Annotated in this window: 11 protein-coding genes and 1 tRNA gene; 1 reads left to right on the top strand and 11 read right to left on the bottom strand. The window is 70.9% G+C overall.

Translation table 11 applies throughout. The features are described 5' to 3' along the window. Positions 1-122 precede the first annotated feature (122 nt). From STRNI_RS33420 to STRNI_RS33400, 5 genes are all read right to left on the bottom strand, one after another. The gene (locus STRNI_RS33420; protein WP_277412558.1) at positions 123-1,760 is read right to left on the bottom strand and encodes an MFS transporter; all 1,638 of its coding nucleotides are present in this window, start codon (positions 1,758-1,760) and stop codon (positions 123-125) included. Next, positions 1,757-2,308: a TetR/AcrR family transcriptional regulator gene (locus STRNI_RS33415; protein WP_018087685.1), complete on the bottom strand. Its 552-nt coding sequence runs from the start codon at positions 2,306-2,308 to the stop codon at positions 1,757-1,759. Before STRNI_RS33415 ends, STRNI_RS33420 begins: the two co-directional genes overlap by 4 nt. Positions 2,309-2,435: 127 nt before the next feature. Next, entirely contained in the window at positions 2,436-3,878 is a 1,443-nt protein-coding gene (gene argH / locus STRNI_RS33410; RefSeq protein ID WP_277412557.1) for an argininosuccinate lyase, read from the bottom strand. 90 nt (positions 3,879-3,968) lie between these two features. Further along, positions 3,969-5,162: an argininosuccinate synthase gene (locus STRNI_RS33405; protein WP_018087687.1), complete on the bottom strand. Its 1,194-nt coding sequence runs from the start codon at positions 5,160-5,162 to the stop codon at positions 3,969-3,971. Between the two features lie 117 nt (positions 5,163-5,279). Continuing rightward, a complete protein-coding gene (locus STRNI_RS33400) occupies positions 5,280-5,657 on the bottom strand; it encodes a DUF488 domain-containing protein (RefSeq protein ID WP_277412556.1) in 378 nt (125 codons plus the stop codon). Between the two features lie 142 nt (positions 5,658-5,799). Here STRNI_RS33400 and STRNI_RS33395 point away from each other — a divergent pair. Next, a tRNA-Pro gene (locus STRNI_RS33395) sits at positions 5,800-5,873 on the top strand. Positions 5,874-6,078: 205 nt separating this feature from the next. On the opposite strand, the gene STRNI_RS33390 is transcribed toward STRNI_RS33395, so the two are convergent. The 6 genes from STRNI_RS33390 to argC all read right to left on the bottom strand — a co-directional run bounded on the left by STRNI_RS33390 (position 6,079) and on the right by argC (position 12,435). After that, positions 6,079-7,164, bottom strand: coding sequence for a mechanosensitive ion channel family protein (locus tag STRNI_RS33390; protein WP_159489800.1), 1,086 nt, complete (start codon positions 7,162-7,164; stop codon positions 6,079-6,081). Between the two features lie 261 nt (positions 7,165-7,425). Beyond that, positions 7,426-7,968, bottom strand: coding sequence for an arginine repressor (locus tag STRNI_RS33385; protein ID WP_018087696.1), 543 nt, complete (start codon positions 7,966-7,968; stop codon positions 7,426-7,428). Positions 7,969-7,976: 8 nt separating this feature from the next. Continuing rightward, a complete protein-coding gene (locus tag STRNI_RS33380; RefSeq protein WP_148588272.1) occupies positions 7,977-9,212 on the bottom strand; it encodes an acetylornithine transaminase in 1,236 nt (411 codons plus the stop codon). Then, the gene (gene argB / locus STRNI_RS33375; protein ID WP_018087698.1) at positions 9,209-10,138 is read right to left on the bottom strand and encodes an acetylglutamate kinase; all 930 of its coding nucleotides are present in this window, start codon (positions 10,136-10,138) and stop codon (positions 9,209-9,211) included. Before argB ends, STRNI_RS33380 begins: the two co-directional genes overlap by 4 nt. Positions 10,139-10,169: 31 nt before the next feature. Beyond that, positions 10,170-11,342, bottom strand: a complete 1,173-nt coding sequence (gene argJ / locus STRNI_RS33370) for a bifunctional glutamate N-acetyltransferase/amino-acid acetyltransferase ArgJ (RefSeq protein WP_093647724.1) — start codon at positions 11,340-11,342, stop codon at positions 10,170-10,172. Between the two features lie 64 nt (positions 11,343-11,406). Further along, positions 11,407-12,435 carry an N-acetyl-gamma-glutamyl-phosphate reductase gene (argC, locus tag STRNI_RS33365; RefSeq protein WP_266448142.1) on the bottom strand — a complete coding sequence of 343 codons (1,029 nt, stop codon included), beginning with the start codon at positions 12,433-12,435 and terminating at the stop codon, positions 11,407-11,409. Between the last annotated feature and the right edge of the window lie 74 nt (positions 12,436-12,509).

Raw genomic sequence — 12,509 nt, 5'->3', positions numbered from 1 at the left:
GGCGGGGGACAGTCGCCCCCGGGGCGTGTCCCGTGGATCATGGCGGTTGCGGGGTGCCGTGATCCACAGGACACGCCTGAGGCGCGGTGGGTGCCCGCCGTCCGGCGGATCGGCCGTAGGCGTTACGGGCGTGACGCCGGGCCGCCGGCCGCCGGACCGGAATCGCGCCCCGGCTCCGCTCCGGCCGTGGAGAGCACCGGGGGCCCGGCCGGTTCCGGGCTGCTCGCCAGCTCCTGGCCGCGGAGCAGGAACCATGCGGCCACCGCGGCGGACAGCAGGACCACCGCACCCACCCCGGCCGCGACGTCCACGCCCGCGACGAAGGAGTCCTGAGCGGCCTTCACCAGCGCCGCGCCCTGGTCGGCCGGGAGTTGGCCGGCCGTCTCGAAGGCGCCGCCGAGCGATTCGCGGGCGGCGTCCGTGGCGGGTCCGGGAATCCCCGGCGGTGCCTCGAAGCCCCGGTAGATGCCGGTCACGATGGAGCCGAGCAGGGCGATACCGAGCGCGGCGCCCAGTTCGTAGGCCGTCTCGGAGACCGCGGAGGCGGCGCCCGCCTCCTCCTTGGGCACGCTGGAGAGGATCACATCGGCGGTGACGGTGAACGAGAACCCGGCGCCGACGCCGACGACGAAGAGGATGACGCACAGCGCGGCGGTGCCGGTGTCGCCGTGCAGGGTGGTGCAGCCGACCAGCGAGAGGCCGACCACGGCGAGGCCGCCGGCCACCACGATCCGTACGGACAGCCGCCGGGCGACCCAGCCGGCGGCCAGACCGGCACCCACCGCGCCGACCGCCGCCGGGAGTTCGACGAGCCCGGCGTTGAGCGGTGAGCGCAGCTGCACCATCTGGAGGAACTGGGAGAGGAAGAAGACCAGCCCGGACAGCCCGAGGATGGTCAGCAGATCGGCCAGTACGGCCCCGGAGAAGCCCCGGTGGTGAAAGAGCTTCATGTTCAGCAGCGGCGAGGGGAGGGTGAGCTGCCTGCGGACGAACACGGTCAGGGTGAGCACGCCGACGACGGCCGCCAGCGCGATGTCCCAGCGGTAGCCGTGCACCGCCGCTTCCTTGATGGCGTAGACGACACAGACGATGCCCACCAGGGCCAGCAGGACACTGGGGATGTCCCAGGGGCCGGGGTCCGGGTTGCGCGACTCCGGGATGACCTTGGCGCCGACGGCCACCAGCAGCAACATCACCGGCAGGTTGATCAGGAAGACCGAGCCCCACCAGAAGTGCCCCAGCAGAAAGCCGCCGAGGACCGGCCCCACGGCCATTCCGGCCGAGGCCATGGCGCCCCAGATGCCGACGGCCAGACTGCGTTCCTTGGGGTCGTGGAAGAGGTTGCGGATCAGCGCCAGCGTGGACGGCATCAGCGTCGCACCGGCCACGCCCTGCAGCGCACGGGCCAGGATCATCATCTCGGGCGTGGTGGCGTACGCGGCGAGCACCGACATCGCGCCGAAGCCGACGGAGCCGAGCAGCAGCAGCTTCTTGCGGCCGATGCGGTCGCCGAGGCTGCCCATGGAGACCAGCAGTCCGGCGATGACGAAGGAGTAGATGTCACCGATCCACAGCAGCTGGGTGCCGGACGGCTGGAGGTCTTCGCTGAGGAAGGGGGTGGCGAGGCCGAGGACCGTGGCGTCGACGCCGACCAGCAGGACGGCGAGGACGAGGACGGCGAGCGCGAGCCATCGGCCCGGTCGGGGCTGGTCGTCCACATGGGCCGAGCCTGCCGGTCCTGACGCTATGGTCTCGGTCATTTCTCCATGCTCCGTCGGATGCCGCCGAGCAGCAGCTCGGCGATCGAGTGGTTGAGGTCGTTACGGGCGACCCGCCCTTCGTACACGGCCCAGGCGCCGGCGCCGATCAGCCCGTAGAAGGCCTCGGTGAGCCAGGCGGCGCTCAGATCGATCCGGAAGTCGCCCTCTTCCTGGCCGCGTCGGAAGAGGGCGGCGAGGCGGTCGTCGAGCTCCGCCCAGCCGGCGTTGATCTCACCGTCCTCGAAGAGCTGGTTCTCGGTGAAGAGGAAGGCCAGTACGCCGGCGACCGGTTCGGCTTCGGCGATCAGCCGGCGCAGCGCCTCGACGGCGTCGCCCTCGTCCAGCCGGGCCGCGTCCATCGCCTGCACGAACTGTGCGATCCCGTGCTCCTCCAGCGCCCTGATCAGGGCGTCCCGCCCGGCGAAGTGCCGGTGCAGGGTCGCCCGGCTGATGCCCGCGGCGCGGGCGATCTCGTCCATCGGTGTCGAGGCCCGCCGCGTGAGCAATGCGGCGGCTTCCTTGAGTACGCGTTCACGGTCCACGGCCATGAGACACACACTAGCCGAATGAGACATCAATGTCTCATCGGGGTCTCCCACGTGTCCCCCACGCACACGACGGCGGCCCGCCCCCGGTCTCTCCCGGGGGCGGGCCGCCGTCGTACAGCTCTGCCCGCTAGGCCAGCTCGGTGGCCTGCTTCGCCGTCGCCCACTCCTGCTGCGTGACCAGATCGGCCCGCACCTCGGCGAGCTGGACCGCCACCGCCGAGGGCGCGGTGCCGCCACGGCCGCTGCGCGAGGCGAGCGCGCCGGGGACGTTGAGCACGCCGCGGACCTCAGGGGTCAGATGCGGCGAGATCTTCGCGAACTGCTCGTCGGCGAGCTGGTCCAGCTCGATGCCGTGCGCCTCGCACTCCTTGACGCACTCGCCCGCGACCTCGTGCGCCACCCGGAACGGCACGCCCTGCTTGACCAGCCACTCCGCGATATCGGTGGCCAGCGAGAACCCGGCCGGGGCCAGCTCCTCCATGCGCTCACGGTTGACGGTCAGGGTGGCCATCATCCCGGTGAACGCCGGGAGCAGCACCTCCAGTTGGTCGCAGGAGTCGAAGACCGGCTCCTTGTCCTCCTGGAGGTCACGGTTGTACGCGAGCGGCAGCGCCTTGAGCGTGGCCAGCAGCCCGGTCAGATTACCGATGAGGCGCCCCGACTTGCCCCGCGCCAGCTCGGCGATGTCCGGGTTCTTCTTCTGCGGCATGATCGACGAGCCGGTCGAGAAGGCGTCGTGGAGCGTGACGAAGGAGAACTCCTTCGTGTTCCAGATGATGACCTCCTCCGCGATCCGGGAGAGGTTCACCCCGATCATCGCCGTGATGAAGGCGAATTCGGCGACGAAGTCACGGGAGGCCGTGCCGTCGATGGAGTTGCCGGCCGAGCCGTGCTCGAAGCCGAGGTCCGCGGCGACCGCCTCGGGGTCGAGACCGAGCGAGGAGCCGGCCAGCGCGCCCGAGCCGTACGGGGAGACCGCGGTGCGCTCGTCCCACTGCCGCAGCCGCTCCGCGTCCCGGGACAGCGACTGCACATGCGCCAGCACATGGTGGGCGAAGAGCACCGGCTGGGCGTGCTGGAGGTGGGTGCGGCCCGGCATCGCGACGTCCGGGTGGGTCTCGGCGAGGCCCACCAGCGCCTCCTGGAGGTCGGCGATCAGCCCGCCGATGATCCGGGCGTGGTCGCGCAGGTACATCCGGAAGAGCGTGGCGACCTGGTCGTTACGGGACCGGCCGGCCCGCAGCTTGCCGCCGAGGTCCGCACCGAGCCGCTCCAGCAGCCCGCGCTCCAGGGCGGTGTGCACGTCCTCGTCGGCGATGGTGCCGGTGAACGAGCCGTCGGCGACATCCGCGGCGAGCTGGTCGAGCCCGGCGAGCATCCGGGTCAGCTCGTCCTCGGTGAGCAGGCCCGCCTTGTGGAGCACCCGGGCGTGCGCACGGGAGCCCGCGATGTCGTACGGGGCCAGCCGCCAGTCGAAGTGGACCGACGCCGACAGCTGGGCCAGCGCCTCTGCCGGTCCGTCGGCGAACCGGCCGCCCCAGAGCCGGACGTCACCGCTGTTGCTGCTCACTGCTGCTCCTCATGGCTGCTGTAGATGTGCCACCGCCTCCCCGCCGCGAGGGCAGGGAGGCGGCAGCCTTACGAATCCAACGAGACGGGCTCAGGCCAGGTCGCGCTTGGCCGCAATCTTGCTCGACATGCCGAAGAGCTCGATGAAGCCCTTCGAGAGCGACTGGTCGAAGGTGTCGCCGGTGTCGTACGTCGCGAGGTTGAAGTCGTACAGCGACTGGTCGGACTTCCGGCCGGTGACGACCGCGCGGCCACCGTGCAGCGTCATCCGGATGTCGCCGGACACGGCCTGGTTGGCCTCGTTGATGAAGCCGTCCAGGGCCCGCTTGAGCGGCGAGAACCACAGGCCGTCGTAGACCAGCTCGCCCCAGCGCTGCTCGACCTGCCGCTTGTAGCGGGCCAGTTCGCGCTCGACGGTGACGTTCTCCAGCTCCTGGTGCGCGGTGATCAGCGCGATGGCGCCGGGCGCCTCGTACACCTCACGGGACTTGATGCCGACCAGACGGTCCTCGACCATGTCGATCCGGCCGATGCCCTGGCCGCCGGCCCGCTCGTTGAGCTGCTGGATGGCCTGCAGGACGGTGACGGGCTTGCCGTCGATGGCGACCGGGACACCCTCCTTGAAGGAGATGATGACCTCGTCGGCCTCCCGCTGGGTGGCCGGGTTCTCGGTGTACTCGTAGACGTCCTCGATCGGCGCGTTCCAGATGTCCTCCAGGAAGCCGGTCTCCACGGCCCGCCCGAAGACGTTCTGGTCGATCGAGTACGGCGACTTCTTGGTGGTCGCGATCGGGAGGTTCTTCTCCTCGCAGAACGCGATCGCCTTGTCCCGGGTCATCGCGTAGTCACGGACCGGGGCGATGCACTTCAGGTCGGGGGCGAGGGAGGAGATACCCGCCTCGAAACGGACCTGGTCGTTGCCCTTGCCGGTGCAGCCGTGGGCGACGGTGGTGGCGCCGTGCTTCTTGGCGGCGGCCACCAGGTGCTTGACGATGGTCGGCCGGGAGAGCGCCGAGACCAGCGGGTAGCGGTCCATGTACAGGGCGTTGGCCTTGATCGCCGGGAGGCAGTACTCGTCGGCGAACTCGTTCTTGGCATCCGCGACCTCGGCCTCGACCGCACCGCAGTCGAGCGCACGCTTGCGGATGACGTCCAGGTCCTCGCCGCCCTGGCCGACGTCCACGGCAACGGCGATGACCTCGGCGCCCGTCTCCTCGGCGATCCAGCCGATACAGACAGAAGTGTCCAGGCCGCCCGAGTAGGCGAGTACGACGCGCTCGGTCACGGGTTTCTCCTTACGGTGCATTCGCTGATGGGTATAAGTATGCACTCCACCGTATGTTTCGTCAACGCATCGATGAATATGCAGGTCAGCGGCGGGTCGTCGGCGTGGCGCGGAGCCTCAGAGCCCCTCCTGAAGCACCTCGATCAGCACGTTCACATGGCTCACCGACACGCCCTTGGTGGCCGTCAGCAGCGTCAGCGGCCCCTGCGCGGCGCGCTCCCGCAGCCGCTCCAGCGCCGGCTGCACCGCCTCCTGCGCCAGCTCCTCGCGATAGCGCTCGGCGAACTCGGTGAACCGTGGTTCCTCATGGTGGAACCAGCGCCGCAGCTCGGACGAGGGCGCCACCTCCTTGCACCACTCGGTGAGCTGCGCATCCGCTTTGGACAGCCCCCGCGGCCACAGCCGGTCGACCAGCACCCGCGCCCCGTCCGACGGCTCCGGCGCCTCATAAACCCGGCGCAGCCGGAGGTTCTTCTTCGCGGACATTTCACCCATAACCTCATCGAACCACGGAAGCAGGGCCCCCGCCGGAGGCCCCGGAAGGCCCCGCGGGGGACCCGCTTTGGATTCATGGCCCGGGACAGGGTATTTTTCTTCTGCACGCCCCGGCCGGGAGTTCTCCGGCCGGCACGAGCACCGGGACGTGGCGCAGCTTGGTAGCGCACTTGACTGGGGGTCAAGGGGTCGCAGGTTCAAATCCTGTCGTCCCGACGGTGTTTTTGCAGGTCAAAGGCCGCTTCCGAAGATCGGGAGCGGCCTTTGCCGTGCTCGGGTCCGGGCGGGGGCCCGCCGCGGCCCCGCACGGCCTTCGCCCTGCGGCCGGGCGGCGGGGAAGGCCGGGGCCGACGGGACCGGGCCCGCGCCGGCCCCACGGCTGCCGCAGCCCGCGGGTGTCACCGGCGCCGGCCGGTGCGCCCTACGGCACGGGCGGCACGGTCTCCGAGAGGTCCCGCTGGTGCGGAATCACGATCTCCTCCGGCTTCTGCAGGGCGACGGTGCGGGCCGGGGAAGGAATCCGGATGCCCTCGTCCCGGTAGCGCTGGTGCAGGCGCTTGATGAACTCGTGCTTGATCCGGTACTGGTCGCTGAACTCGCCGACGCCCAGGATCACCGTGAGGCCGATCCGGGAGTCGCCGAAGGTGTGGAAGCGGACGGCCGCTTCGTGGTCGGGGTCGCCGCCGTTGACGTCCTTCATCACGCTGTCGATGACCTCGGTGGTGACCCGCTCGACGTGGTCGAGGTCGCTGTCGTAGCCGACGCCCACCTGCACCAGGATCGTCAACTTCTGTTCCGGGCGGGTGAAGTTGGTCATGTTGGTGCCGGCCAGCTGGGTGTTGGGGATGATCACCAGGTTGTTGGAGAGCTGACGCACCACGGTGTTGCGCCAGTTGACGTCGACGACATAGCCCTCCTCGCCGCTGCTGAGCCGGATGTAGTCACCGGGCTGCACGGTCTTCGAGGCGAGGATGTGCACGCCCGCGAAGAGGTTGGCGAGGGTGTCCTGGAGCGCCAGGGCGACCGCGAGGCCGCCCACGCCGAGCGCGGTGAGCAGCGGGGCGATGGAGATGCCCAGGGTCTGGAGGACCACGAGGAAGCCCATCGCCAGCACGATGATGCGGGTGATGTTGGCGAAAATTGTGGCCGATCCGGCTACCCCGGACCGGGACTGCGCAAGGGACTTCACCACACCGGTGATGACCCGGGCCGCGGTGAGCGTGCCGACCAGGATGAGCAGCACCATCAGCGACCGGTTGACGGTGCGTCCGACGGTCTCCGTCAGCGGCAGTGCCGCGGCCGCGGCCGCCAGACCGCCGGTGACCGCCGCCCAGGGCACCACCGCCCGCAGCGCGTCGACGAGGATGTCGTCCCCGCTCCACCGGGTTTTGAGTGCGTGTTTGCCCAGCCACCGCAGGGTCCAGCGCAGCAGCAGTCCGGCCACGATGCCGGCGGCGAGCGCGGCGCCGGCGACGATCAGGTCGTGCAGTGTCACAGCGCGGTTCACCGGCCGGCTCCTCCCGCGACCGGGAGGAGCGGACGTGCTATGAGCCGGATGTGATGTCTCGTCACCATGCCACCTGCTTGTCTCTAGGGCTGTGAAGCGCCGGGACATCCGTGGACGTCCCGGCGCGAACTGCCATCCTGCCGTATGCGGTTCGGCGGGGAGAGAGTGGCTCGGGCGGATGCTCCGCACAACCGCCGTCCGGGGGCGGAGTGAGGTGCTCCGGGGGCGACGAAAGGCCCCCGGGAGCGCGTGCGGAGGGGCTCAGTGCGCCTTCTGCGCCAGCCGCAGCAGATGGTCGGCGAGGGCCTGGCCGCCCGCCGGGTCGCGGCTGATGAGCATCAGGGTGTCGTCGCCGGCGATGGTGCCGAGGATGTCGTGGAGTTCGGCCTGGTCGATGGCCGAGGCCAGGAACTGGGCGGCGCCCGGCGGGGTGCGCAGGACCACGAGGTTGGCGGAGGCCTCGGCGGAGATGAGGAGTTCGCTGGAGAGGCGGCGCATCCGCTCCTCCTTGGCGGACTCCCCCAGCGGCGCCCGTGGCTTGCGGTCGCCGCCCTCGCTGGGCACCGCGTAGATCAGCTCACCGCCGGTGTTGCGGATCTTCACCGCGCCCAGTTCGTCCAGATCGCGGGAGAGCGTCGCCTGGGTGACGGACAGACCGTCGTCGGCGAGCAGCTTGGCGAGCTGGCTCTGGGAGCGGACCGGCAGCCGGTTGAGGATGTCCACGATCCGGCGGTGGCGGGCGGTGCGGGTCTGCGGTACGGCCTGGCCGCCGTTTTGCGCCTCGTTGTCCTGCGGCTCGGTCATCGTTGTCGTCAGTCTCCGGCTCGTCGTTCCCCGTCGGCCCTTTGGCGGGCCGTGTTGAGGACGGCGGGCAGCTTCCGGAGGAACTCCTCCGCTTCGTCGTCGGAGACGATCAGCGGCGGGGCGAGCCGGATGACGTCCGGCGCGACCGCGTTCACCAGGAGGCCCGCGTCCTGAGCCGCCTGCTGCACCTGCGGCGCCAGCGACTCCGTCAAGACGATACCCAGGAGCAGCCCCGCACCGCGGACCTGGCTGACCAAGGGGTGCCCCAGGGCCTCGGTCCCGGTGCGCAGCCGCTCGCCGACGCGCTTGACGTTCTCCAGGATGCCGTCCGTCTCGATGGTGTCCAGGACGGCGAGGGCGCCGGCGCAGACCACCGGGTTGCCGCTGAAGGTCGAGCCGTGCGAACCGGGCGTGAGCAGGTCGGCGGCCGGGCCGAAGGCCAGCGTCGCGCCGATCGGCAGTCCGCCGCCGAGGCCCTTGGCGAGGGTGATGATGTCGGCCTCGACGCCCTGGGCCCGGGACTCCAGCCAGTGGCCCGTCCGGCCGATGCCGGTCTGGATCTCGTCGAGGACGAGCAGGGTGCCGGTGGCGGCGGTGATCTCGCGGGCGGCCTGGAGGTAGCCGGGCGGCGGGACGATGACGCCGTTCTCGCCCTGGACGGGCTCCAGGATGACGAAGGCGGTGTCGGTGGTGACGGCGGCGCGGAGGGCCTCGACGTCCCCGTACGGGACATGGTCGACGTCGCCGGGGAGCGGGGCGAACGGGGCCTGCTTGGCGGGCTGGCCGGTGAGTGCGAGGGCGCCCATGGTGCGGCCGTGGAAGCCGCCGGCGGTGGAGACCATATGGGTGCGCCCGGTCAGCCGGCCGATCTTGAAGGCGGCCTCGTTGGCCTCGGCGCCGGAGTTGGAGAAGTAGACCCGGCCGGGGCGTCCGGCCAGCGCGAGCAGGCGCTCGGCGAGGGCCACGGTGGGCTCGGCGACGAAGAAGTTCGAGACATGGCCGAGGGTGGCGACCTGGTCGGAGACCGCACGGACCACCGCCGGGTGGGCGTGGCCGAGGGCGTTGACGGCGATGCCGCCGAGGAAGTCGAGGTACTCCTTGCCGTCGGCGTCCCACACGGTGGTGCCCTCACCGCGGACCAGCGGGACGCGGGGGGTGCCGAAGTTGTCCATCATGGCGCCCTGCCAGCGCCCGGTGAGGCCTGCGTTGGTCTCCGGGCCGTGGGCCTGTGCCACGTCGCTCATGCCGCCCCCTCGATCGTGTTCGCGTCCGGCACGACCATCGTGCCGATTCCTTCGTCGGTGAAGATCTCCAGCAGGATCGAGTGCTGGACCCGCCCGTCGATGACCCGGGCGGTGTGCACCCCGTTGCGGACGGCGTGCAGACAGCCCCGCATCTTGGGGACCATGCCGCTGGCCAGGTCGGGCAGCAGCTTCTCCAGTTCGGTGGCGGTGAGGCGGGAGATCACCTCGTCGCTGTTCGGCCAGTCCTCGTAGAGGCCCTCGACGTCGGTGAGGACCATCAGGGTCTCGGCGCCGAGCGCGGCGGCCAGGGCGGCCGCGGCGGTGTCGGCGTTGACGTTGAAGACGCCCGAGGCACCGGAGGCGGCGTCCTCGGCGTCGCTGCTGCGGGCGATGGAGGAGATGACCGGGATCCGGCCGTCGTCCAGCATCGCCTGCACCGCGCCGGGGTCGATGGCGGTGATCTCGCCGACCCGGCCGATGTCCACCCGCTCGCCGTCGATGTCGGCGAAGTGCTTGGTCGCGGTCATCAGATGGGCGTCCTCGCCGGTCATGCCGACGGCGAGGGGGCCGTGCTCGTTGAGCAGTCCGACCAGCTCACGCTGGACCTGGCCGGCCAGCACCATCCGGACGACGTTCATCGCCTCGGGGGTGGTGACCCGCAGGCCGCCCTTGAACTCCGACTCCAGGCCGAGCAGGTCCAGCTGGGCGCTGATCTGCGGGCCGCCGCCGTGCACGACGACGGGGCGCAGTCCGGCGTGCCGCAGGAAGACCACGTCCTGGGCGAAGGCGCGCTTGAGCTCCTCGTCGACCATGGCGTTGCCGCCGAACTTGATGACGACGGTCTTGCCGTGGTGGCGGGTCAGCCAGGGCAGCGCCTCGATGAGCGTGCGGGCCTTGGGCAACGCCGTGTGCTTGCGGGCACTCATGCGCCGGCCTCGCTTTCCTCTGTTTGCCTGCTCATGACGAGTACGCGCTGTTCTCGTGGACGTAGTCGGCGGTGAGGTCGTTGGCCCAGATGACCGCGGACTCGGTGCCGGCGGCGAGGTCGGCGGTGATGCGGACCTCCCGGTATCGCATGTCGACCAGCTCGCGGTCCTCGCCCACCGAGCCGTTCTTGCAGACCCAGATGTCGTTGATGGCGACGTTCAGCCGGTCGGGCTCGAAGACGGCGGAGGTGGTGCCGATGGCGGAGAGCACCCGGCCCCAGTTGGGGTCCTCGCCATGGATGGCGCACTTGAGGAGGTTGTTGCGGGCGATGGAGCGGCCGACCTCGACGGCGTCGTCCTCGCTGGCCGCGCCCACGACCTCGATCCTGATGTCCTTGCTGGCGCCCTCGGCGTCCCCGATCAGCTGCCGGGCGAGGTCGTCGCAGACCGTGCGCACCGCCTCGGCGAAGTCGTCGGCGGCCGGTACGACGCCGGAGGCTCCGGAGGCGAGCAGCAGCACCGTGTCGTTGGTCGACATACAGCCGTCGGAGTCGATGCGGTCGAAGGTGGTGCGGGTCGCGGCCCGCAGCGCCGTGTCGAGGTCCGCGGCCGGCAGATCGGCGTCGGTGGTCAGGACGACGAGCATGGTGGCCAGGCCCGGGGCGAGCATGCCGGCGCCCTTGGCCATACCGCCGACGGTCCAGCCGTCGCGGCTCAGCTGCGCGGTCTTGTGCACGCTGTCCGTGGTCTTGATGGCGATCGCGGCCTTCTCGCCGCCGTGCGCGGTCAGTTCGGCCGCGGCCCGCTCGACTCCGGGCAGCAGCTTGTCCATCGGGAGCCGCAGGCCGATCAGTCCGGTGGAGGCGACCGCGACCTCTCCGGCGCTGTGGCCTTCGAGCACCTCGGCGACCTTCTCCGCGGTGGCGTGGGTGTCCTGGAAGCCGAGCGGGCCCGTACAGGCGTTGGCGCCACCGGAGTTGAGGATGACGGCGGAGACCGTGCCGCCCTTGAGGACCTGCTCGGACCAGACGACCGGCGCCGCCTTGACGCGGTTGGAGGTGAAGACACCGGCGGCGGCGCGTCGGGGCCCGTTGTTCACCACGAGGGCGAGGTCCGGAACGCCGCCGCTCCCATTGGCAGGAGGGGCCTTGATCCCGGCGGCGATGCCCGCCGCCGTGAATCCCTGTGCTGCCGTCACGCTCACTGCTTGTCCTCCGTCACTTCTCCGGCCCCGCCGGTCATGCCGTGCCGCCCTGTGCAGGTCCGGGTCACGGCGCGACCCCGACCTTCGGGAGCCCCGTCCCCTCGGGGAGGCCCAGGGCGATGTTCATGCTCTGCACCGCGCCGCCCGCGGTCCCCTTGGTGAGGTTGTCGAGGGCGCTGATCGCGATGATCCGGCCGGCCGCCGCGTCGAGGGTCACCTGGATCTGGGCGGTGTTGGAGCCGTACACGGCGGCGGTCGACGGCCACTGGCCCTCGGGCAGCAGCTGGACGAACGGCTCGTCGGCCAGCGCCTTCTCGTAGGCGGCCCGTACGGCTGCGGCGTCCACACCGGGCTTCGCCCGGGCCGAGCAGGTGGCGAGGATGCCACGCGACATCGGGGCCAGGGTCGGGGTGAAGGAGACGCTGATGCGCTCACCGGCCACCGCGCTCAGGTTCTGGATCATCTCGGGGGTGTGCCGGTGGCCGCCGCCGACGCCGTACGGGCTCATCGAGCCCATGACCTCGGAGCCCAGCAGATGCGGCTTGAGGGCCTTGCCCGCGCCGGAGGTGCCGGTGGCCGCGACGATCACGGCCTCGGGCTCGGCGAGCCGGTCCGCGTACGCGGGGAACAGGGCGAGCGAGACGGCGGTGGGGTAGCAGCCCGGGACCGCGATGCGCCGGGTCCCCTGCAGTGCGGTGCGGCCTCCGGGCAGCTCCGGCAGCCCGTACGGCCAGGTGCCCGCGTGGGCGGAGCCGTAGAACGCCTCCCAGTCGGTGGCGTCGCTCAGCCGGAAGTCGGCGCCGCAGTCCACGACGAGGACATCGGGCCCGAGCTCCTCGGCGACCGCGGCGGACTGGCCGTGCGGCAGTGCGAGGAAGACGACGTCGTGCCCGGCCAGGACCTCGGCGGAGGTCGCCTGGAGTTCCCGGTCGGCCAGCGGCGCCAGATGCGGCTGCAGCGCACCCAGGCGCTGCCCGGCGTTGGAGTGGCCGGTCAGCGCGCCGATCTCCACCTCCGGGTGCCCCAGAAGCAGGCGCAGCACCTCACCCCCGGCGTATCCGCTCGCACCGGCCACTGCTGCTCGTACTGTCATGGGCCCTCCTCCTTGATGGCATGACTATACGGAATCCAGCAGTTTTATGCAATGACTATCCGCGAGGCCCCCGT

The organism is Streptomyces nigrescens (genome assembly GCF_027626975.1).
Lineage (GTDB): Bacteria > Actinomycetota > Actinomycetes > Streptomycetales > Streptomycetaceae > Streptomyces > Streptomyces nigrescens.
The sequence above is the reverse complement of the archived record's forward strand: the minus strand, read 5'-3'. Positions and strand labels throughout refer to the sequence as shown.

Excerpts from the sequence above, each read along its gene's own strand:
- STRNI_RS33385 (WP_018087696.1), bottom strand. The coding sequence starts at position 7,968 with ATGACCGAGCCGCAGGACAACGAGGCGCAAAACGGCGGCCAGGCCGTA.
- STRNI_RS33415 (WP_018087685.1), bottom strand. The coding sequence starts at position 2,308 with ATGGCCGTGGACCGTGAACGCGTACTCAAGGAAGCCGCCGCATTGCTC.
- STRNI_RS33380 (WP_148588272.1), bottom strand. The coding sequence starts at position 9,212 with ATGAGCGACGTGGCACAGGCCCACGGCCCGGAGACCAACGCAGGCCTC.
- argB (WP_018087698.1), bottom strand. The coding sequence starts at position 10,138 with ATGAGTGCCCGCAAGCACACGGCGTTGCCCAAGGCCCGCACGCTCATC.
- argC (WP_266448142.1), bottom strand. The coding sequence starts at position 12,435 with ATGACAGTACGAGCAGCAGTGGCCGGTGCGAGCGGATACGCCGGGGGT.
- STRNI_RS33420 (WP_277412558.1), bottom strand. The coding sequence starts at position 1,760 with ATGACCGAGACCATAGCGTCAGGACCGGCAGGCTCGGCCCATGTGGAC.
- STRNI_RS33400 (WP_277412556.1), bottom strand. The coding sequence starts at position 5,657 with ATGGGTGAAATGTCCGCGAAGAAGAACCTCCGGCTGCGCCGGGTTTAT.